The organism is Nonomuraea sp. NPDC051941 (genome assembly GCF_044593615.1).
This window is the reverse complement of the sequence record NZ_JBIUCF010000027.1, coordinates 54839-77926: the sequence shown is the minus strand read 5'-3', so window position 1 is coordinate 77926 and position 23088 is coordinate 54839. Positions and strand designations below refer to the sequence as shown.

General features: G+C 70.6%; 6 protein-coding genes. 3 read left to right on the top strand and 3 right to left on the bottom strand.

The genetic code is table 11. From position 1 onward, the window contains the following. Positions 1-179 precede the first annotated feature (179 nt). Entirely contained in the window at positions 180-13514 is a 13335-nt protein-coding gene (locus tag ACIHFD_RS37605) for a hemopexin repeat-containing protein (protein ID WP_397371037.1), read from the bottom strand. A 448-nt stretch (positions 13515-13962) separates the two neighbouring features. On the opposite strand from ACIHFD_RS37605, the gene ACIHFD_RS37600 reads away from it, so the two are divergent. Next, entirely contained in the window at positions 13963-16824 is a 2862-nt protein-coding gene (locus ACIHFD_RS37600) for a hypothetical protein (RefSeq protein ID WP_397371036.1), read from the top strand. Between the two features lie 83 nt (positions 16825-16907). Here ACIHFD_RS37600 and ACIHFD_RS37595 read toward each other — a convergent pair whose 3' ends face one another. Together ACIHFD_RS37595 and ACIHFD_RS37590 are read right to left on the bottom strand one after the other, a co-directional pair. After that, positions 16908-17756, bottom strand: coding sequence for a MauE/DoxX family redox-associated membrane protein (locus ACIHFD_RS37595; protein ID WP_397371035.1), 849 nt, complete (start codon positions 17754-17756; stop codon positions 16908-16910). Beyond that, positions 17753-19657, bottom strand: coding sequence for an ABC transporter ATP-binding protein (locus ACIHFD_RS37590; protein ID WP_397371034.1), 1905 nt, complete (start codon positions 19655-19657; stop codon positions 17753-17755). The genes ACIHFD_RS37595 and ACIHFD_RS37590 overlap by 4 nt, the downstream gene beginning before the upstream one ends. Positions 19658-19948: 291 nt before the next feature. Here ACIHFD_RS37590 and ACIHFD_RS37585 point away from each other — a divergent pair, with 291 nt between their 5' ends. Continuing rightward, complete coding sequence (locus ACIHFD_RS37585; protein WP_165974944.1) at positions 19949-20119, top strand: SflA family class IV lanthipeptide; 171 nt, start codon at positions 19949-19951, stop codon at positions 20117-20119. 69 nt (positions 20120-20188) lie between these two features. Then, positions 20189-23002, top strand: coding sequence for a class IV lanthionine synthetase LanL (gene lanL, locus ACIHFD_RS37580; RefSeq protein WP_397371033.1), 2814 nt, complete (start codon positions 20189-20191; stop codon positions 23000-23002). The last annotated feature ends 86 nt before the right edge of the window (positions 23003-23088 follow it).

Here is a 23088-nt window from a genome sequence, read left to right as displayed (position 1 = left end):
AAACAGTCGCCGTCACCGAATCGTCGTCAAGATCGTCCGTCTCGCGCCAAATTCGGTCCGATCCTCCCCGGAGGCCGGTCGGTCGGGCTTCTTGGTCCGGACGTGTCGGGGGCGCGGCGTCGGGACGCGGTACGGCCCGTGCCCCCGACCAGGACTGGCCGGGGGCACGGGAGAGCCCGCTAGCGGGCGCGGTAGGACAGGATCAGGCCGAGCCCCTCGAGAGCGGACTTGTCGCCTTCCAGGACCAGACGCCAGGTCCCGGCGGTGAGGCCGGGGGTCGGCAGGAGCTTGCCCTCGTTGAGCGTCAGGCGTCGTTCGCCGTTGAGGAGGAAGCGGACCGAGCCGTCGCCGGCCGGCGAGTACAGGGCGTACACGCCGGTGATGGCGCGGCCGGTCATGCCGGGGAACATGTCCGGGGTGAACGGGAGCGTCAGCGTGTCGTCGGAGCCGTCGACGAACGTCGACCACTCTTCGGGGAACTCCGCCGGGATGTCGCAATAGCGAGCCGTGGCATAGGGCTTGAGCATGCCCTTGACCGCGCCGGCGAAGAGCTCACCGCCCTGTTCGGCGGAGTACTTCACGGTGACGGTGACGTCCAGGAGTTGCGGGGCGCCGCCGGAGGGCAGCTCCAGGCGCCACCGGGAGACCGCGCCGGTGCCCTCGAAGGGAAGGTAACGCTCGTCGTCGTAGCGAAGGTCGAAGAGGCCGTTGTTGTCCTTGTACTCCTCCAGGTCCGACAGTGCGATCTGCTGGCCGCCGCGCCAGTCGGCGCGCAACGTCGCCGGCATCGGGCCCTTGGGGTCGAGGAGGTACTTGACGGCCTTGGGATCGGCCGCGAGCACCGTCCTGCTGTCCAGCTGGGTCAGCACGGCGTTGAGAGCGATCGGCCCCTCCGGGCCGGTGAAGGTGACCGACACCGTCTTGACGCGCCGGCGGTAGTGGCCGGGGAAGTCGCGGTCGAAGAGGGCCTCGGTCAGGGCGAACTCGCAGCGGCCGGTCGTGCGGAGGCCGAGCGCGGCCACCGGGTCCAGCGCCAGCAGCGACACCTTCTTGATGATCTCCAGGCCGCGGCGGTCGCTCTCGACCCACGCCTTGCCCAGCCGCTCCAGGTCCAGCCCCAGGCTTTCCGCGGCGAGCAGGCCGTTGCGCCGGCTCTCCCAGTAGAGCGGCTGGATGTAGTCGGCCTCCCCCTCGGGGACGCCCCGCTCGTACTGGAAGGACCGTTGCGCGGAGCGCGCCATGTCGTACGCCATCGAGTAGGTCTGGAAGTACAGCCCGGCCAGCCGCCCCGACATCCACTGGTACAGCTGGAGGTTGGTGAACTTGCCGGTCATGAAGGCGCCGACGGCCTCCTGGTTGGCGATCTGCTGATCCAGGATCTGCAGTTCGTGCTGGGCGGCCTTGAGCCGGAACTCGGCTGCCTTCACCTGGTGGCCGAGCTGCTCCACGTCGTTGCGGGCGACGGCGAGCTGGAAGGCCCAGTCGCCCGCCATCCGCTCCTGCTCGGCGCGGATGCCGAGCAGCTCGCCGATGACGTTCAGCGCCTCGGCCGCCGACGACGAGGCCTCGCCGCCGTGCTCCAGGGCCTCCGTCACCTGCTCGCGGCCCAGCTTGGTGCCCATGATGAACAGGCCCAGCAGGACGTCCGGCAGGCCCGAGGCGATGGCCGCGCCGGCCTGGAAACCGGTCGCGACGACGTGGGCGACCACCGCCGCGGACATCATGCCGAGCTGCGCCTGCTCCAGCGGCGTCAGCCCGGCGGCGATCAGCCCCTCGTAGTGGTCGACGCGGTTCTGCGCGCCCTGCTCGCTGACCTGCACCTCGCTCAGGCCCTGGGCGGCGATCTCCACCTCCGCCTCGCGCACCGCGCGGGTGAGGGCCAGGATCGTGCCCTCGTGCCGGTTGTTGAGCAGCGCCAGCTCCTCGGAGTCGCGGCGCTCCAGCACGCTGAGCAGGTCGCCGCCGAACTGCCGCAGCTTGTCCACCAGCTCCTGCGCCTTGCGGAAGACGGAGGAGAAGCGGTAGTGCGGCACCGGCAGGGTCGCGGCGGCGGCGAGCCGGTCGAGCGAGGCTCCCGCCGCCGCCCCGCGCACCAGCGCCATCACGTCGGCCGGCGGCTCGAACAGCGGCAACGGCCGGCTGACGCCCATGATGTCGAGCGAGGCCCGGATCTTGCGCAGCCGGTCCTCGACGCGGTCCCAGTACTCCAGGAAGACGCCGTTGGCGGGGACGTGGAAGTACGGTCCCGCGACGCTGGCGTGCACCTCGCCCGCCTTCTCCAGCATCGCGCCGCCCGCGGTGAGCTCGGGGAGCCCATCGTCCTCGGGCGCCCGGCGCAGCTCCTCGTAGGTGAGCGCGGGCGTGAGGGCCCGCGGGCCGAGGTCCTCGGGCGGCCGCTCGCCGAGCAGGTCGTAGGCGAAGATGTAGAGCATCCTGGCCTCGTCGACGCTCTCGGCGGTGTACTGCCGGAAGAGCAGGTCACCCCAGTCGAGCAGGTTGTCGACGTACGCCATCACGACCGCGCGCCGGTAGGCCGGCGGACGCAGCTCGGCGATGGCGTGCGGGTCGAAGGGATCCTCCAGGTACGCCTTCAGCAGCGCGGCCCGGTCGCCCATGAGGTCGTACTGCTGGCGCAGCCGGCCGAGCAGGGCGATGCGTTCCAGCAGGCCCTTCAGCGCCGGCCCGGCCCCCGGCGGCGCCTCCAGCGCGTTGAGCGCCTCCTCGATCGGCGGCACCCCGGCGGTCGACGGCCCGCCGGACGGCAGCTCGGCGAGGTAGTCCTTCTCGGCCTGGCTCAGCTCGCGCTGGTGCTGGAAGGCGGGGGCCATCGGCTCCACCTTGACCAGGATCGCCTCCAGGTCGGCGGCCGGCTTGCTCACGTCGGCCCCTCGGCCGGCGAGCTCGGCCAGGTCGTGGCGGCAGCTCTGGACCAGCGCCTCGACGTCCGCCGCCAGGAACGGCAGGAAACGCCAGTATCGCGGCATGGTGGGGTCGAAGACGTACTCGTACCAGGTGCGGGCGTCGTCGAAGCGCTGGGCTGCGTTGAGCGCCTGGGCGATGAGCGTGGGAGCGTGGAAGAAGACCTCCCAGTAGTAGATGCCGTTGCCGCTGTTGAAGTCCAGGTGCGTGCCGGCCGGCACGCCCTGCTCCGCGGTCGACTCGGTGACCATGATCGTGGTGGCGTCGGAGACCCGCGTGCTGAAGGCCGGCAGCTCGTCGAGCTCCTGGATCTCCGGCGCGAGCAGCGCGGGCACGCCGCCCTCCAGCAGCGCCTTGTTCAGCCTGTACGCCGTGCTGGAGGTGAGCCTGATGACCTCGTGCGGCAGCGCGGCGATCTCGTACGGCCGCTGGACCTTCACCGACGATGGGTAGGTGACGTACGTGGAGCCGAGGAACAGGTAGAGGTCGGTGCTGTCGAGCACGCCGTCCAGCCCGGTCTCCCAGCCCTCGGGCAGGCCGCCCCAGTTACCGCTGACCGGGGAGAACTCCTTCATGGACGCCGGCTCTTCGCCGGGCCGCAGCACCGTGTAGTCCTGGTCGCTGAAGACGTAGCGCAGGCCCGAGCGCTGGAAGACGGCCCGGACGCGGCGGCTCATGGGCTTGGGATAGCCGGGGTCGGCCAGAGCGGCCACCTCGCCGCCCTTGAGCGTGTAGCGGACGTACTCGAGGTTCCTGGCGAGGAACAACGTGGCGTCCTTGCCGCCGGTGCCGGGGACGACGTAGGCCGCGTCGACGCCCTCGTCGGTGACGGCCGTCCTGGCCACTCCCAGGGGCTTGATGGGGGACGGCTCGCTCTGGACGTATTCCCTGGAACCGTTGCCGGACTGTCCGCGGCCCTTGCCGGGTTCCTCGCGGGTGATGGACAGGTAGGTGTGGGTGTCGTTGTTGAAGAAGTAGACGCTCTCGCCGTGGCGGAAGGGGGCGCTGACGGGGCCGGACTGCGGCAGGCCGTCCTTGTTGCCCCGCAGCGGGATCGTGCGCTCGTTCTGGCTGTCCCCGCGCCGGTAGGAGTCGCCGTTCACGAGGAAGACGTCGTCGCCGCGGATCAGGAGCGCCCCCACCGGCGTGTTGCCGATCGCCCACGGCGGCTGGAAGGTCTCCAGGGGGTTGCCGGGACTGGTGCGGCGCATCCACACGTGCTGTCCGGCCGAGTGGTAGTACTCCACGCCGTTCGCGTCGACGGCGGCGGCGTCCACCTTGTCCCACTGCGGGAAACCCTCTTTGTTGCCGTTGATCAGCTTCGGATAGCCCACGTCGATCCTGCCGAAGGGGGCACCGGAGTAGCGGTAGTAGTACGCGCCGGAGAACAGGTAGAGGAACCCGTCCTTGACGATGGCAGCGTCGACCCCGGCCTTGTCGTCGTACAGGGGGGTGGGGACGTGTCCCCAACGTTCCGCCGTCAGCGGCTTGCTGAGGCGGGTGGCGGTCGTCCGTGTCGCGGAGACCTCCACGTAGTAGGGACCGGAGCCGCTCTCGCCGGTGTTGTTGAAGAAGTACCTGACGCCGCCGGGCAGCTCGACCGCGGCGTGGATCGGGGACCACACCGGCAGCTTGTCAGGATTGCCGCTCAGCTGCCGCGGCTCCTCGCCGCTGCCCTCCGGGGCGATCGGCCGGCACAGGAAGCTGCCGCCCTTGTGGTCGACGCTCATCCACGGGTCGCTCTCGGCCCCGGCCGGCAGGGTCAGCTGGACGACCTTGGACTCCTCGATGGGCTCGGCGAAGATCTGCTCCAGCCGGGACGGCCGCACCGGCTCGGGCACGCCCTCGGCGCGGATGGCGTACAGCTCGGGGGTCAGCGCGAACGCCGACTGCACCTTCTGCGGGCCCTCCGGCTCGGCGACCGTGTAGGTGCAGGTGATCAGGATGGTGTCGTGCGTGCCGCCGTCCGGCACCGGCACGGTGGCGGACGCCTGGACGTACAGGCTGACGGCGTCGACGGGCGCGTCCAGCACGTCCTCCAGGGGCAGGACCTGCGAGGGCACCCATTCGCCGTTGAGGTTGCGGAAGGAGTAGTTGACGCGCACGCGGTACTTGGGCGGCGGCGGGGTGAGCGTACGGTTGTCGCCGCTCTGCTGCTCGGTGAGCGTGGTCTGGGCGCCGGGCTCGGGCGCGACCGCCTCGGCCGTGGGCCAGAAGACGAAGATGCGGCCGAAGGCGTGCACCGGATAGACGACCTCGGCCTCGACCTGCGCGTCGACCTTCAGCCACGGCTCCCAGGTGGCCGACAGGCGCCCGTCGTCCCTGAACTCCGCCTCGCGGCAGTAGTAGCGCCTCGGCTCGGTCCTGGTCCGGCCGAACAGCACCAGCCGCCGGACGCCCGCCTCGGCGCCGTCCGCGCGGTAGACGTAACCGCCGGCGATCGAGAGCCTGGAGACCTCGGTGTACTCGTCGAGGTAGCGCTTGTAGGCCTGCTCCACCTTCTCCTGGGTGATCTCGCCCTGCAGCAGGTCGTCCTCCAGGGCGCGGAAGGCGGGCGTCTTGGAGCCGCGCAGCTCGGGGCGCAGGTAGTTCTCCGGGTAGAGGAAGACCTTCCTGTTGGCCTCCCACAGGCGGTAGTTCTTCAGCCAGGCCCACCAGGTCCTGATCCGCCGCCTGGTCTCCTCCGGGTCCCGCCCGCCCGGGACCGTCACCCGCTCCAGGTCGAGCAGGTAGCGGTGCACGTAGAGCTGGGCGGCCGCGATGGCCTCGCGCACCCGTGAGGTGCGGCCCTGGCCGCCCATCTCGACGTCGGCCAGCAGCAGGTCGCACAGCTCTCCCGGGGTGCCCGGGGCGATCGAGACGAGGGCGTCGCGCTTGAACACGTTGATCTCGTCGTGGACGGCGGCCGACAGCGCCTCCCACTCGCCGGTGTACAGGCGCTCCATGATCCCGTAGAGGGCGGTGTTCGCGGTCGCCAGGGCGGGCGCGTCGCCGAAGGCGGGCCGCCACACGTCGGTGTAGAGCGTGGACGGGGCCTCCCCCATCCGGTCGGTGAGCGTGAACAGCTCGACCAGGCGGAGCAGGAACTCGACCTCGAAGCGGTCCTCCTCCCGCCGCACCGGTGCGGCGCTCACCGCCGCGGCCGCGATGGCCTCGGGTTCGGCGGTCAGGAGCGCGGCGTTGCGCTTGGCCCACCTGATCTCGTCGACGTCCCAGCCGAACAGGTCTCCCAGGTACGCGTACGGGTCCTGCACCACGGCCGACGGGTCCAGCAGGAAGGCGGGCAGGCCGTCCGGGTGCCGGCGGGCGAGGTCGATGAACCTGGAGATCGTGTGCACGTCGCTCAGCCGGTAGTCGGCCGTGCCGCCCCAGCGGTAGCGGAACCGCTGCGGGTAGGTGCGGTCCACCTCGTGATAGCCGCGGGAGTAGCGTACGTATTCGTCGCCCTTGCACAGGTACGTGCGGTCCTCGAAGACGAAGGCGCCGTCGACGCCGGACTCGAAGCGGCCCGGCAGGTCGCCCCAGTCGTCCCGGACGGTACGGGGGTGGCCTTCCTCCACGAACTCCAGCGCGCCCGGACGGTAACGGACGTACTGCTCGCCCTTGAAGGCGTACAGCTCGCCGGTGGGCGCGGCGAAGGCGGCGTCGATCAGCCGGTGGCCTGCGTCGGCGAAGGCGTTGCGCACCTTGCCGAACAGGGCGTTGACAGGCTGCGCGGCCGGTTCGCCGACCCGCAGGCAGAGGTCGCCCTTGATCAGGTGGACGACGCCGGCGGGACCCGGGGTGCGGAAGGCCGCGTCGAGGCCGTCGGCGAAGTCCGCGGGCGGGTCCTGCATGCGCAGATCGAAGGCGAGGCCGGGGAGGATCGCGCGGGGGTAGCCGTCGTCGGCGTACGCGTAGTCGGTGCCGGTGTAGCGGACGTACTGGTCGCCGGAGAACAGGTAGGTGTGCGCGCCGGTGACGATCGTCGCGTCCACCTTCTCCCTCTCCACGAGGTTGTTCCGGACGCGGCCGAGGACGGCGAGGTCGCGGGTGGCGGTCGCGGCGCGGGAGACGACGTGGCAGGAGCCGCCCGCGAAGAGGTAGGCGGTGCGGCCGTTGGCGATGGCGGCGTCGATCGTGCGGCCGGTGACCGCGTCGTCGAACGACTCCGGCAGGTTGGCGAAGGCCGCCTCGCGGCGCAGGTTGCCGACGATCTTCTTCGGGTAGCCGGGATCGATGTAACGGTATTCGGAGCCGGTGTAGCGGACATACCGGTCGCCGGAGAACAGGAACGTCGTGCCGTCGCCGAAGACGCAGGCGGCGTCGATCCTGGCGGTCGCGTCGTCGGGCACGAACGGGTTGGGCGACCTGCCCCACCGGTCGCGGATGACGGCGAGCGGGGCGAAGTCGTGCCCGTCATGGCGGGAGTACTGCTCGGAGAGGAAGAAGTACGTCGAGCCGTCCGGCGCGGTGAACGCCGTGCGCAGCGCGTCACCGTCTTCCCTGCTGGATGCGAGGGTGCGCTCGAACCCGGGCCAGAGCCGCTCGATCGGGCGCGGGTAGGACCAGGCGCCGGCCCGCTCGTCGTACTGCACGCAGTGCTCGCCGAGCAGCAGGAGCATGGTGTCGCCCGCGAACAGCACCGCGTCGGGCACGGAGTGTCCGGGTATGCGGTACTGCTCGGGCACCCGCCAGAAGCCCTCGTCGGCGAGCTGCGGCTCGCCGTCGGGCTCGGTGTAGTCCGTGCCGGAGTAGACGAGGTAGCGCATGCGGCCTTCCTCGTCGGGCGACTCGAAGACGTACGTCTTCGTGCCGCGCACGTACGCGAGCGCGACGTCGTCCAGGCCGCCCCAGTGCTCGGAGATGAGCCGTGGCTCGCCGTCGATGGTGAGGCCGGGGTTGGGGGCGGCGGTGTCGGCGGGGCCGGGGTCGGCGTAGGCGACGAACTGGTCGCCGCTGAACAGGTACGTCCTGCCGTCCCGGCCGACGAACGCCGCGTCCACCTTGTTGTCCTGATAAATCGTGTTACGTGGCTTGCCCCACTCCTCGGCGAGGAGGTACGGCCTGTTCAGCCGCGTGTTGACGCAGTTCGGCCCCTTGAACAGGTACGTGGTGCCGTCGGCGCCGCGCAGCACGGCGTCGAGCCCACTGCGGAACTCCTCCGGCGCCGCGCGCAGCGACCGCGGCGTACCGGTCTCCTGCGCGAACCCGAAGCCTTCGACGGCCTCGACGCCCGCGCGATGGCGCCAGCCGCCGCCGTCCTCCGCCAGCAGCTTGCCGTCCTCCAGGAACGCGCAGCTCAGCCCGCTCAACGAGGCGTCGTCGTAGCAGCGGTAGAGGCCGTCGGACACGATGTGGCAGCGGCCGGCGCGGAAGAGGTGGACGTTGCGGCGGTCGGCGAAGGCGGCGTCCACGCCGTCGAGCGTGACGTCCAGGGCCGCCATCCCGGGCTCCCGCGACAGCGCGGACAGCGCGGCCGGATAGCCGTCCTGCACGTGGTCGAGCTCCGTGCCCAGGTAACGCACGTACTGGTCGCCGGAGAACAGGTAGGTGTAGTGGTTGTCCACCTTCCTGCCGTCGATCTCCTCCGTCACGGTCCTGGTCAGCGCGGCGTCCACCAGGCCCGTCCGGGCGATCCTGTTGACCACGTTGCCCCAGTACGCCGGGACGGAGGCCGGGTAGCGGTCGTCGGCCCTGGTGTAGTCGCCACTGGAGAAGCGGATGTACCGGTCGCCGGAGAAGACGTAGGTCCGGCCGTCCTTGCCGACGAAGGCGGCGTCCACCCAGGTGAAGGGCAGCAGGCTGTCCCAGTGGCCGTCGATCGTGCGCGGCTCCGACCACCAGCGGTGCCGGGCGTCGGACACCACGAAGCTGTTGCCGGCGAAGAGGTACGTGCGGCCGGTGCCGTCGGTGAAGACCGCGTCGATGACCGCGAAGCGGGGGTCGTCGGCCAGCGAGGCGGGCAGGTTCCACCAGTTGTCGGAGACCGGCTTGGGGTAGCCGGCATCCGGGGTGGCGTAGTCCCTGGTGGAGTAGCGGACGTGGAAGTCGCCGCCGTCGGCGTGCACCTGGATGTGCAGCGGGTTCCTGCGGAGCGTCAGCGCGATGCCCTGCTCGGTGCCGACGTGCCACGTCCGGTACTCGTCCGTGCCCTCGGAGGTGACGGTGGCCTTCTCGGCCAAGGTCAGGCCGTGCTCCAGGAAGTGGCGGCGCAGCGCGGGCGACAGGCGGCCCTCGTTCAGCTCCGGCTCCTGGGCGAGCGGCACGTCGAACAGGTGGCCACCCTGGCCGAACAGGTACGTCTTTCCGTCCATCACGAAGGCGGCGCCGACCTTGCGCAGCCCTCCCCAGTCGCCGGCGATCCTACGCGGGTAGCCGAGGTCGACGACGGCGTAGTCGGCGCCGGAGTAGCGGATGTACCTCTCGCCGCTGAACAGGTAGGTCTTGCCGTCCATGCCCACGAGCCCGGCGTCCACGGCGCCGCCGGCCAGCACGTCGGCGACCTTGCCCCAGCGCTCGGCCGTCGGCTGCGGCACGCCGCCGCCGGAGGCGGCGAAGGAGACCGTCCTGCCGTCCTTGAACAGGTGCACCATCCCCGAGACGGGCTCGGTGAAGGCCGCCTCGACGCCGGTGTGGAACTCGCCGGGCAGACGGGCGAACTCGGTCTCGATCCGCCGCGGATAGCCGTCGTCCACCCGCACGCCGTCGTTCTCCACGCTGTCGGTGTAACGGACCACCTGGTTGCCGCGGAACAGGTACGTCCTGCCGTCGGGGCCGGTGAACGCGCAGTCGAGGCTCTGCGCGCCGTCGAAGGCGTTGCGGATGCGGCCCCACCGGGCGGAGATCGGCTGCTCCTGCCCGCCGATCTCGAAGTAGCGGCCGCCCGCGAACAGGTGGACATGCCCGTCCACGTCCTGGAAGGCCGCGTCGAGCGCCCCGGTGAACGCCTCGGGCAGCGGCGTGTCGTGGCCCTCCGCCTGCCACCACTCGGTGACGCCGCGCGGGTAGCCCTCGTCGACTGTCGTGAAATCGGGGCTCGAGTATCGGATGTACTGGTCGGCGCAGAACAGGTAGGTCTTGCCGTTCTCGTCCACGTACGCGCTGTCGATCCGGCGCGGGGCCTCGAAGTTGTTCCTGACCTTGCCCCACAGCTGGTCGCGGGGGGCCCAGCGGATGCTGCCCGGCTCCTTGACGAACAGCCGCGACACCTCCCGTTCGGGGACCTCGTCACCCTCGTTCCGCTCGACGGCGCGGCCGACGATCCACTCGGCGCCGCCGGGGAAGGCGAAGGCGGCGTCGACCCGGGTCAGCCCGGTGAACCGGGGCGACAGCTCGGTCAGCGCCTTGGACCTGGGGTCGAGCAGGGCGTACGTGTCGGCGGAGTAGGCCCAGTAGACGTCGCCGGCGAACACGTAGATATGGCCGTCGGAGCTGCGCAGCACCGCGTCGACGACGTCGACGCCCGGCGGCAGGGCCAGGGGTTCGGGGTATTTGCCGGTCAGGTCCTGGTCGTGGAAGGCGACGGCGACCTCGGTCTCGTCCATGCCGAGCTTGCCGGCCAGCAGCGCGAAGCGGCGGATGCGCTCGTAGGCGGCCTGGAAGTGCGGATCAGACAGCCGCCGGGGGACGGCGATGACCGGCGGGATGAGGATCTCCATCGCCTCGGGCAGCCCGCCGGCGACGCCCGCGCAGATCGCCGCGGCGCTCTCCTGAGGCACGCCGAACGCGTCGGCCAGCGCGGAGGTCAGCGCCTCCTGCTGCTGCCCGGCGCGGCTCTCCAGCGTGGCGGTCACCTCCTCGACCGCCTCGGCGAGCGCCACGGCGACCGCGTGCAGCAGGAAGAACACGTCCCGCTCGAAGTCCTCCAGCCCCTGCAGGGCGAAGCTGACGACGTTCGCCGGGTTGGCGAAGAAGGGGACCGCCTCGCGCGGCACGGACAGGCCGTCGGTGAGGTGTCCCTGCGCGATCAGCTTCTCGACGACCAGGCCCTGCTGCTCGTCGTCGAAGCCGAGCTCGCCCAGCGCCTCCAGGTGGATCCGGTACGGCCGCTCGTCCTGCGCGCACTCGGCGACCCGCCGGGCCACGACGCCGGTCTCGGCCGCGGTGAACCCGTCGCCGAGCGTCTCCACCTCGGCGACCGGCCAGCCGTCGCTCAGATAGACGCCCTCCATCGCGGCCATCGCCCGCTGCGCCATCGCCAGGTCCGCGACCTCGGTGAAGTCCTCGGGGGTGAAGGTGTAGAGCTCGGCCTCCAGCTCGCCGATCTGCCGTTTCGCGGCGTCGAGCACGGCGTTCCGGTGCGGGTGGAATTCCGGCGGCAGCGCGAAGTCGGCGGGCCGGAGCGCGGCCAGCGCCTGCTTGTTCAGATAGCGGCCGTTCTCGTCGATGTAGCCGTTGAAGCGCAGCCCGTCCATCAGCCGGGCCAGCCGCGCCTCGCTGAGCCGCAGCCCCGTGAGGAGCCCGGGGTCGAGGACGAGCGGCTCGGCGCGGAAGGCGTCGATGCGCCGGCGCAGCAGGGTGAGCACCTCGGGGGCGACGTCGGACAGGCCGGCGTTGACGCGGAACGCCTCGACGTTCTCCTCGTCGGCGAAGAACGCCGGATCCTGGACGGCGCCCTCCTCGTCGACGTACCCGTGGTAGATCAGGTTGTCGTACAGCTCGTCGAGCTGGCCCTGGGACAGGTTGCCGACCGTGGCCAGATCGGAGGGGTAGAAGGACGAGGTGCCGTTGCCGACGCTGTTGATCAGCTTGAACAGCGCCTCCTTGAACGACGCGAAGTCCCGCTCCAGGTTCAGGGCGTAGTCGGTCTCGGGCATGCCCTCGGTGACGAGCGTGCCGTCGGCACGCAGCCGTCCGCTGAAGACGAGCTGCGCACGGATCTTGCCGGCCAGCCGCTCACCGAGCCCCAGTCCGATGAGGTCGTCGTCGACGATCATGCCGAGGGAGGTGATCGCCTCGTGCGCGGCCACGGCCACCGTGTCCGGGTCGAGGCGCAGCAGCCGGGCGTCGCGTTCCGACACCACCGCGCCGGTGTGGGTCGCCAGCACGTCGTGTACGGCCTGCGCGGCCCGCGGCCCGAAGCGCTCGCCCTCGAACATGGCCGGCTCCATGGCCACCGCCTGGAACCGCTGGTCGAGGCCCTCCAGCACCGCGAGCCGGTCATCCCCGCCGGACGCGCCGGGCCCACTGGACCCGCTGGACCCGCTGGACCCGCTCCCCAGGATCTCGGCCAGTTCCTGGGCGCCGAAGCCGCCGTCCTGCATCCACCGGGCGACCGCGAGCAGCGTCTGGGCCAGCCACAGGCCGGAGGCGGGGTCGCCGCCCTCCAGGATGCGGTAGCAGTCCTGCGTCTTCGGCTCGACCCCGCCCAGGAGGGAGAACGTGGAATACCGCCACAGCGAGGGGTCGCTCTCCAGCACCCCCAGCAGGTCGAACAGCTCCCCTGCGGACATGCCGAGCGCCGAGGTCAGCCTGCCGGTCCGCCGCAGCAGCGCGATCTGTGACGACCCGATCGGACCACGGTCGAAGGGGCTCGGCTCCAGGGCGCTGTAGCGGTCGCGGTAGCGCCGCACGGTCTCCACGATGTCGCTCTCGGAGGTCCCGATCCCGATGGCCAGCTTGCGTCGGTACTCCTTGTTGTGCGGGCTGAGGATGTCGCCCGACATCGCGGGCAGCTCCTCGGGCACCGGCTCGACCTCCGCCACCAGCCCGCACACCGCGTCGACGGTGAGGTCGTAGCCCTGCCGCAGGTGCACGGCGAGCGCGGTGATCCGCAGTGCGGCCGCGTCGAGCGTGCCCCCGCAGCACGTGGTCAGGACGCGATCGAGGTCGCTGAGGCCGAGCCCGGTCCACCTGGCCAGCCGGACGATCCGGCTGATCCGGTCGTACCAGCCGGAAGTGGCCCCCTCCAGCCGCGTGCCGTCCGGCGACATGGTGACCGGCTCGCTGCCCTGGTTGACGTACGAGTCCTTGGGCGGGCGCACGAGGTCGTCCGGCTCGCCGAGCAGCTCCCGCAACTGCAGCGCCGACAGGCCCGTCGTCTGCTTGAATCGTTCCACATCCGCGAGCGAGCTCAGCGGATCCTGCGGTGCGAGCCCGTAGAACGCCTTGATCCCCGCCTCGTCCGCCGGCGACGTCAGATGCGTGACGGCCTCCGCGGACAACCCCAGGAACAGCCGGGCCACCGTGTCGGCGTCGGCGACCGGAGCGAAGATCTGGTAGAGCTCGTCCGGTCCGGTCCTGAGGTGCCGGAGGTAGGTCTTGAAGCGCTCCTCGTCCAGCGAGAACGGCATCCCGAACGGGTACTTCAGCCGCTGCCGCATCCGCTCGTACGGCTGGTCCCCGGCGAGCCTCTCCAGCAGTTCGATGACGATGTCCAGGTAGGGAGCCTCGCCGAAGGTGTTCTCCCCGTCCAGCAGGACCCTCTTCAGGTCGGCGCGCCGGTCGTCGCCGAGCAGCGACGGCTGCTCCAGAACGGTCTCGAGCAGCCCCAGGAGATCCGCGAGATAGGCCCCCGGCGAGTAGACCGTCCTGGCCTCGTCCTCCTGCCGATGATCGAGATTCGTGTCGTCGAACAGTTCCTCGTAGCTCGGGATCGGCTCGTTGCCCGCCATGCGTCCCCCCTCAGAGAAGCCTGTGTAGTCCGGACCGACTCCACAGAGCGGCCCGCGCCCTCACAGATACAAGCGCAGAAACCGCGCCACGAATATGGCGACAAAGCCACCTGTGCTCACCCGGCTCAGCGGTGGACCATTCCTCCCGTCGCCGGTTCGCGCGCGCGACAAGTCACCGGATGCGATGAAGCTGCGCGCGATCGTCGACCGGACCCTGGGCATCAGGGAGCCGCAGCTCAGAGAAGCGCGCCACGAATGTGGCGGACAGGGAACCTTTGCACGCTCGGCCAGAAGGTGGACGATCGATCGGTCATCAGGCAGGGGGAGCCTTGAGCAGAATGGCTGGGGGGTCATGAAAAAGAAACCGACCATCGGCGCGACCAAGAACAAGCGTCAGCGCAGGCGAACGATCGGCGGACCAGAAAAGATCACGCCTGGCATATCCGACATGTCTGACTTGCCTATCACGAAGCGTGACGTGTCCGTCGCCTCCGCACCGATCTCCACATCGACGCCGCCGGGCTGGCAGAAGTTCACCGAGAAGCCCGACCCGGCCACCGCCAAGGTGGTGGCGAAGGCGCTGCAGGACAATGCGTTCTCCGCGCCGCGCATGGCCGAGATGCTGGCCCAGCGCTCGGCGCATGAGCGCAGCACGATGTCGCGGCTCATCGTGACGCAACTCAGAGGCAACCTCGCCCTCGACTTCCTGAAGGCGACCGCCGGGGTCCGTCTCGTCAAGCCCAAGACGCCGCAGAAGCAGCCTGAGGGCGATCGCGCGCCGGGCCGCAACGAATCGTTCGAGGCGCTCGACCTCGCCACGCCGGTCAAGAGCACCGTCGACCTGGTCGAGCTCGCGAAGCGGACCGACGACGCGGACGACGCCTCGTCGATCGCCTACCTCAAAAAGGCGTTGGCTGACATCACCTTGATCAGCAGCGGCAAGGAGCCGTACTCGGAGCTGCGCCGCACGGCACTCAGGAAGGTGGCGGCCCCCGCGCAGGAGCACATCGTCAAGCAGGTGGGCTTCCGTACGGCGGGCAGCAAGCGCACCGGCCAGAGTAACCTGACGACCCAGCACGACGTCGAGTCCAGCTACTGGCGCACGTCCTTCGGCGAAGCCCTGGAGGACTTCGCCGAGAAGCTGCAGGCGGACCACAAGCTGCAAGAGGGCGACATCCTGGTCAACAGCCCGCGAGTGCTGCGCAAGCTCGAAATGGTGCTGGACCCGAAGGTGCTGGCCAAGCTCGAGATCCGGCCGCTCAAGGGAGATACGGGCATCAGCGTGCTGAGGGGCGCCAGCGACCCCTCCTTGAAGTGGAAGGAGATCCTGGAGGGGATCGGCGCGACGCCGTCGGCGTACCAGCTCTACGAGCTCATGGACGCGGGCAAACCCTCGCTTCCGCCGAACTTCACCGTCGACGCGCACGCCGACCTCGCGCAGCTCATCACTTCCAGCGCGTTCTCCCGTCTGCAGGACACCGCGCGCGGCAAGGGCGAGCTGGCGCCGGTGTGCGCCATGGTCGAGCACCTCCTGCTCGGCCTCACCGACAAGCTCGGCCCGGACCGCCGCGACGCGCTGACCGCCGACGCCCTGCGCTCGCTGAGCCGGCTCCTCGACATCGTCGTCGAGGAGCCGAACCCGTCGACGGCGTTGCGCGCGGTCGACCTCATGATGGACGAGATCGCCGTCGTGCTCGCCGCTGCCAAGAACTACGGACGTGTCGACTATTGGAAGACGATGCAGGACGTCCTGCTGAAGCGGGCGCCGAGCATCGCGCCGTACGTCGGCAGGGAGATCGAGCTCAGCAGCCACCTCATGACCAGCGGCATGGACGCGCTCGGGACGGCGCTGTACATCGCGCTGTCGTCGCGGCGCACCGACCAGGTCTCGCGGCCCACCGAGGGCATCGACTACTTCGAGACCGGGATGCTGCTCGGCAACCTCAAGAAGGGGGAGATAGCGAAGCCGCGCGAGGATGTCATGGTCGCGGCGCTGAACCCGAGCACGCCCTTCGAGTCGTCACCGGCGAAGACCCTCGTGGATGGCGTGCTCAAGAGCCTGAAGACACGCAAGCGGGATGACCCGCCGTTCGCGCTGATACTCGACACCACCGTCGAGGACGGGCTCGACCCGTCCACCGGCCGGACCCGGCTCGACGAGGTGCTCAACGGCCTGAAGGACGCCATCGCCGACGGCAGCCTCGAGGTGTTCCTGTGCAAGAGCTTCCAGAAGTACGCCTCCTTCGGCACCGGCAAGGTCGCCGCCGGCGACCTCACGGTGTTGTCGAAGCAGGACGGCTACGCATCCCAGCGCACGCAGGCTGAGGCGCGGCTGCAGGAGCTCGACCTCGATCTCGCCCGGCATGACGAGGGACAGCTCGTGATACACATGCTCAAGCACGGCAACCAGGACGAGCAGGCGCTGATGCGCAGCGCCTCCGGTAACGCCGAGTTCGTGAACAGGTTCTGCTGGCCGGTCACGCATACGGACCTGGGGTCTCCGTACGTGGACGGCATCCCCCTGCTCCTGCGCTCGAAGCCCGAGGGCGAGATCGCCGCGCTGTTCCAGAAGCTCGCCCTGGTCGACTGGCGCGGCAGCTTCTCGTTCCTGCGGACGTCGTTCGTCGACCTGATCCCGGGGCCGTGGGGAACACCGACAGAAGGTCAACAAGAGGACTGGTACACGCGCATCAACACCGGCCACGAGTCGAAGCAGGCGATGGTCGAGTACTTCTACGCGCTCGGCCACCTGGCGACCGGCATGCCCCCTGGCGAGAAGAAGCCGACGACGGAGGTCAGCCTGACCCTGAAGGGCGTGAAGGACCACTGGAAAGCGCTGGGCGGCGTCAAAGACGAGGCCGATGCCGACATCGCGCGGTACCGGGCCAGCATCATGGCCTCGTACTGCGCGTTCGCGTGCCAGAACGCGCGGTACAAGCCGGACGTGCTGCCGATGCTCCTCACGTTCTTCGCGACGCCGACGACCGGCGTCTCGATGGAGACCCGGCGCTATCTCGCCGGCGAGCTGATCGCGATGACGAATTTGACAGGCGTGAAATCCCTCGATCTCGACGCCCTCACGGTCCTGGGTGCGCAGGCGAAGGATTTCACGATGCCAGGCATGGAAACGCTCGACGCGACCGGCGCCCTCGCTGCGCTGCGTCGCGCGGCGGAGGTCCTCCCCAGCTGGTCGATGAAGCCCTTCGCCCAAGTACTCAAGGACAAGCTCCAGCTCAAGCCCGAGCCCCGCGACGATTCGGAGGAGGAACACCGGATGCGTGATCTCATCGACCGAGCCCTCAAAGCCTGAGGCCGGCGGGCGGTCAGCCGGTCGATCACGATACCCGGGACGCCGCGAGATCGACACCCGGCGCACGACAGGCGTCCCGCGTGTCATCGCCCGTCTCGGAGAGCGACCGCCTCGGCGCGAGACAGTACCTGCTCCAGTTGTGCCGGATCGGCCGCGCCGCCCGCCGACAGGACGGTGCCGGTGCGGTCGGTCACCACGACGTACGGCGGCCACGGGATGTCGTTGCGGTCGAAGACCTCCGGGTCCACGATCACGGGCAGCCCGGCGCCACCGTATCCCTCCACCGCGCTGACCAGCGCGACATCCAGGCGGTCGGCTGTCGCGACGAACTCCGGCAGCATCGCCTTGCACAACCCGCACGCCGGCGAGACCAACGCGTACATCGTCCGGTCGCCTGCCGGCTCCGGCCTGCCGTTGAGCGCGAAGCGCGTGCCGGGACGCGGCCCGTACGAGGCTCTCTCCGCACGTAGCAGCCGCGCGGGCAGGAAGGACAGCCCGAGCAGGACCGCCGCCACCGGAAGCTGGACGGGCGCGAACGCGACCGGCCCGGTCAGAGCCGCCGTCACCGCGAGGACCAGCAGCAGGCCGGTACGCAGCAGCGTGCCGGCCCCGACGAGGTCGCGGCCGCCGAAGCACCCGCAGTCCACGGCCATCCGGCGCCGCATCACGGAGGCCATGGCCGCCAGGAACGCGGCGAACAGGACCGCCGCCACCACGGCGCCCCACCGCCGGCCGCCTGGAGCGAGCAGCAGCCCGCCGGCGGCCAGCTCGGCCACGAGCACGCCCACCGCGGCCGGCCGGGCCAGGCTGCCCGGCAGCACCTGGTAGCCGGCCACCGACCGGGCGAAGCCGGGCACGTCCCGCAGCTTGACCAGCGCCGCGACCAGCAGCACCGCGGTCACGGCGAGGTACGCCGACTCGGCGACGATCATGGCACCGTCTGGTGGTAGGCCGAGGCCTGCAGCTCGTACATGCCGGCGTACAGGCCGTCGCGTTCCATCAGCTCGGCGTGCGTGCCCTGCTCGGCGATCGCGCCGCCGTCGAGCACGTAGATGCGGTCGGCGTAGCGGACGCTGGCCAGCCGGTGGGTGATGAGCACGACGGTGCGTCCGGCGGCGTGGCCGCGGATCCGCTCGAACAGGGCGTGCTCGGCACGGGCGTCCAGGGCCGAGGTCGGCTCGTCGAAGATGACCAGCGCGGCATCGTCGCGGTAGAAACCGCGTGCCACGGCGATGCGCTGCCACTGGCCGCCCGACAGGTCGTGGCCACCCCGGAAGCGGCGGTCGAGCAGCGCGTCGTAGCCGTCGGACAGCCGTGCCACCACCTCGTCGGCACCCGCCGCGGCGGAGGCGGCGGCAAGCCGATCCTCCTCCAGGGGGTGCCCCATGACGATGTTCTCGCGGACGGTGAGCGGCCAGCGCGTGTGATCCTGGGCGATCACGGAGATCCGCCGCCGCAATGCGTCACCGTCGAACGCGTCGAGGTCCACGCCGTCCCAGCGGATCGTGCCCTCCTGCGGCTGGTACAGCCCGGCCAGCAGCTTGGCCAAGGTCGTCTTGCCCGAACCGTTCTCGCCGACCAGGGCTATGACCTCGCCCTGGCCGACCGTCACGCTGACGCCTGACAGTGCGGGCCGGTCGGCTCCGGGGTAGGTGAACGTGACGTTCTCGGCCGTCAGCAGGCTGAACGGCGCCGGCTCGGCAGGGGTTGCCGGCGGCGGGGGGACGCGCTCCCGGGCGATCTCGCAGAAGGCCAGGTAGTCGCCGAAGTAGAGGCCTGCCTCGTAGAGCCGGTTCATGGTCTGGATCAGGGCGGTGAGCGACACCTGCCCGGTCCTGATCGCCAGCACGGCCGCGCCGGCCACTGACAGCGGGATCACGCCGATGGCCAGCAGCACGCCGAGCACCACGTACACGCCGGCCGTGGCCAGGCCGGTCAGCAGGTCGCCGCCCGCCTTGGTCGCGGCCCGCCGCCGTGCCACGTCGAGTTGGACGTCCTGTTCCAGGTCGGCGACCTTGGCGTACTGGCCGAGCAGGAAGTCTCGGAGCGTGAACGCCCGCACTTCGGCGGCGGGCTGCCGTTCGGCCATCAGGTCCGACAGCATGAACTTGCGCCGCCGCGCGGCGGACAGCCGGTAGAACGCCTGGTAGCCCAGCCGCGCCATGCGTACTGCGGCCCATCCCGCCGGCACGGCGGCGACCAGCAGCAACGGCATGAGGACCGGGTGCAGCAGGCCGAGCGCCACGGCCGAGGCCAGCACGCCCACCGCGCCGGTGACCGCGGCGATCGTCGTCTCCACCACGGTGGCGGTGTCGGGCACGCCGCTGTCGCGGGCCCGGCGCATCGCGTTGTGGAAGTCGTGGTCGTCGAACGCGGCCAGCTCCACCCGGGTGGTCAGCTCGAACAGGCGGGTCTCGGCCAGCCGTTCGACCAGCGGTTTGAGCCTGGCCTGCGCCCATCCGGCACCGGCCAGCAGCGCTCCGCGCAACCCGGTGGCGGCGGCCACGAGCAGCAGCGAGGGCAGCGCGGTCCATACCCGATCGGGTGTGGGACCGGCGGCCAGCAGCGAGGCCAGCACGTCGGAGGTGGCCACCAGGCCGAAGACCGTGAAGACGCCGGCCGCGAGGTTGCCCGCCAGGGCCACGACCGTGTCGCGGGGACTGGCCTCCCACGCCATCCGCAGCGCGGCGGCCACCAAGGACGGCAGCCTGCGGGCGATCGTGCCGAGGGTGGCGGTCAGCAGGTGCTCGTCGTGGCTCTCCCAGTACGCGACCATGAGCCCTGAACGGTCGTCCGGGACGCTCGTCCTGCGTCGGCGACGCCAGAGCCTCACGCGAGGGCGCCGTTCGGAAACCGGCGCGCCAGAGATCCCCCCATCACGCACGTCAATCTAGAAGATCCAACTCCCACTGTAAAGGCGCATGTAAACACATTTTTGGCTGTTACGGCTACCTCTGGACATGCTTCCGGATATATGCACATAATGCGTCCGTTTGCTTGCGACGCGGGAACATCTAACCGGTTCCCGGTCGCAGGCGGAGCGCGGGAAAGGTGCCTACCGGCGCCATCCCGAGGCTCGGATCCCTACATCGGCCGCCCATAGGTGGCCAAGGAAGGAGCCCTCATGTCGGTCCTCGCCCTGGAGCCCCGCGACGCCGGAGTCCTGGAGTACGAAGACCTCGCCGTCGACTTCGAAGGCGAGCTGAACAAGCTGCTCCACGGCCCCCAGGCCTGCGTCAACACCTGCAAGCGTACGGTCTGCAGCAGCTTCCCGTGCTGCCCGTCCATCGTGTGAAGCACCTGATCCCACGCGGTCAAGCGTGGTGACGAGAGGTGCTGGGGAAAGGCCGTCGGCGGTGCTCTGATGGCCTTTTTCTCATATCAGGCCGATGCGCTCCGTTATCGAGGGATGACCGTGGACTTTAATGTGCTCGACCGCCTTACCCAATTTGCAGAGTCGAATGGTAGGGAAATATACGAGGACGACACGTGGATCAGCGTTCACGACCCTCACCACGACATTCCGTTGCAGGGCTGGAAAATCCACATTTCCGCACGTCCCGGCACCCTCAACGGCACCCTTGACCGCGCGTTGCCGATCCTGGCCGGCACCGGCTGCGCCTTCAAGGTCGCCCGCTCCACCCACAGGCTCATGGAGCTCAACTCCGGCGACGTCGACCCGGGAGCCGTGGGCAAGGCCATGACGGTCTACCCGGAGCAGGACGCGGTGGTCGAACTGGGCCACGCCCTCGCCGACACCCTGTCCGGGCTGTCGGCCCCGCGCATCGTCAGCGATCGGCGGGTCCGCCCCGACGCTCCGGTGTACTACAGGTATGCCCCGTTCGCCCCGCAGTACCGCGTGGACGAGAACGGCGACTTCGAGCTGATCGTGATCGGGCCGGACGGCGAGCAACTGCCGGGCGCGGCCGGCCCCGAGTTCACCTGCCCGCCCTGGGCCACCGACCCGTTCCGTCCCACGGAGCCTGCCGGGGCCGGCCCGTCGGAGCCTGACGAACGGCCGTCGCCGGGAACGCTGGGAACGCTGGGAACACTGCCGCCCGCGCAGACAATTGGGCAGACAACCGGGCAGGCCGCCGACGGCGGCGGCGGGCGGCTCATCGGCGGCCGGTACCGCGTGACGTCCGGCGTCGTGCGTGGCCCGCGCGGAAACGTCTACCGCGCCACCGACGCCGCCGGGCGGCGGGTCGTGGTCAAGGAGGCCCGCGCGTACGTCGGGGAGAACGTCGAGGGCTGGGACCTGCGGATGTACCTCCGCAACGAGCTGCGCGTCCTGCAGGCGCTCACGGGCGTGGCAGGCGTTCCGGAGCCGATCGACCACTTCCGGCACGGCGAGGACGAGTTCCTCGTCATGACCGACGCGGGCAGCCGCGACCTCAACCGATTCGTCGCGGAGAACGGCCTGTTCACCGAGGAGCCCGCCACCGGCGAGCGCGACCTCGGCACACTCGCCGTCCGGCTGCTGGAGGTGATCGACGCGGTGCACGCGCACGGCGTCGTCATTCGCGACCTGTCGCCCAAGAACGTCGTGCTCGGCGAGGACGGCCGCTGCACCCTGATCGATTTCGGCAACAGCAGGTACGACGGGCTGCAGCTGCCCGGCTGGAGCCGCGGCTACAGCGTTCCCGACCAGCACACCGACCGTGCCTCCGTGCCCGCCGACGACTACTTCTCGCTGGGCGCCACCCTGTTCTTCGCGGCCACCGGGATGAACCCGATCATGATCGGCCCGGACCCGGTCCGCAACGTCGAGCGCACGCTCATGTGCCTGGCGGGGATGTTCCCGGACGTCACGACGGGCGTCCTCGGCCTGCTGCCCGGCCTGCTGAGCCTCGACCCCGCCGACCGCACCGCCGCCGCCGCCGAGCTCAGACCCGCCCACGGACCGGCTCCTGCCGACCGGCCGCGCCCCGTACCGGCCGTGACCGGCCTCGGCGACGGGCAGCCCGCCACCGAACAGCCGCAGGCGGGACGGTGGAAGCTGCCCTCCCCGCCCAGGCTCACCGGGGAACTGCTGTCCAAGGCGCTCGACCACACCGTGCGCGAGTGCGCGGCCTTCGCCGAGCAGCTGATGGCCGCGCCCGAGGACGCCCGCCGGGAGAGCCCGCCGGTGACCAACGTCTACGGCGGCAGTGCCGGAGTCGGCATGGAACTGCTGCACCACCCGGAGGCCAAGGCCGTGGCCGCCGACCTGGCCCGGTGGACGGCCCGCGTGATGCCGCCCGCCAAGCTCCCGCCCTCGCTGTACTTCGGCCGTACCGGCACCGCGCTGTTCCTGACCGCGGCCCGTCTGAGCGCCGCGCCGGATCTGGCGGCGCCGGCCCCCGTCACCATCGACGGCCCGCAGCGGGCCGACCAGGCACACGGCGTGGCAGGCATCGGCTCGGGCCATCTGGCCCTGGCCGCCATCGACCCCGGCGATGCCCGGCATCTGCGGATCGCCGCCGAGTGCGCCCGGCTGCTGATCGCCGGTGAGGTCACGCGGTCGCAGGACGCCGTGGCACCCGCCCAGCCCGGCTCCGGCGTGTCGGTCGACACGGCGTACGCCCACGGAGACGCGGGCTGCGCGGACTTCCTGCTCTCCTACCACGCGGCCACCGGCGACCGAGCGGCGGGCGAGGCGGCCCGGGAGCGGCTGGCGGCGCTGGCCGTCCAGGCCGAGGCGCTGATCGGCGAATTGCACGGCCCGGATGCCCGAGCCATGGGGGCCTCCTGGTGCCAGGGCATGTCGGGCATCACCGGCACGCTGGCCCGCGCGGCCCGCGCGTACGGCGAGGACCGCTACCTGGAGCTGGCCGAGCGGGGCGCGCGGGCGTGCCTGGTCGTCGCCCCGCAAGCCTGGGTGGTCTCTCAGTGCTGCGGCCTGGCCGGCATCGGCGAAGCGCTGATCGACCTGGCGATGGTCACGGGCGATGACGACTACTGGCGCCACGCCGAGGACATCGCCGAGCAGATGCTGGTACGGGCCGGCGGCGAGCCGGCGCAGCCGGTCTTCCCCGGCAACGACCTCGACAAGGCGGCCTACACCTGGAGCACCGGCACCGCGGGCGTCCTGTCGTTCCTGCGCCGCCTCGACCGCCGCTCGGGAACGCGGCTGTGGACGGCCGACTGGCAGCTGCCCGAATCGGACCGGGCAGCGCAGAACGGGAGAGAGAACTAGAGGACCGCGCCGGCCCCGCCAGATCAGCATTGCCGCGCTGGGGGCAGAGCGAGTGCCGCGGATCCCTCGAGGTAGGCGGAGTGGCG

Coding starts and splice junctions, on each gene's coding strand:
- ACIHFD_RS37605 (WP_397371037.1), bottom strand. CDS start 13,514: ATGGCGGGCAACGAGCCGATCCCGAGCTACGAGGAACTGTTCGACGAC.
- ACIHFD_RS37600 (WP_397371036.1), top strand. CDS start 13,963: ATGTCTGACTTGCCTATCACGAAGCGTGACGTGTCCGTCGCCTCCGCA.
- ACIHFD_RS37595 (WP_397371035.1), bottom strand. CDS start 17,756: ATGATCGTCGCCGAGTCGGCGTACCTCGCCGTGACCGCGGTGCTGCTG.
- ACIHFD_RS37585 (WP_165974944.1), top strand. CDS start 19,949: ATGTCGGTCCTCGCCCTGGAGCCCCGCGACGCCGGAGTCCTGGAGTAC.
- lanL (WP_397371033.1), top strand. CDS start 20,189: ATGGCCTTTTTCTCATATCAGGCCGATGCGCTCCGTTATCGAGGGATG.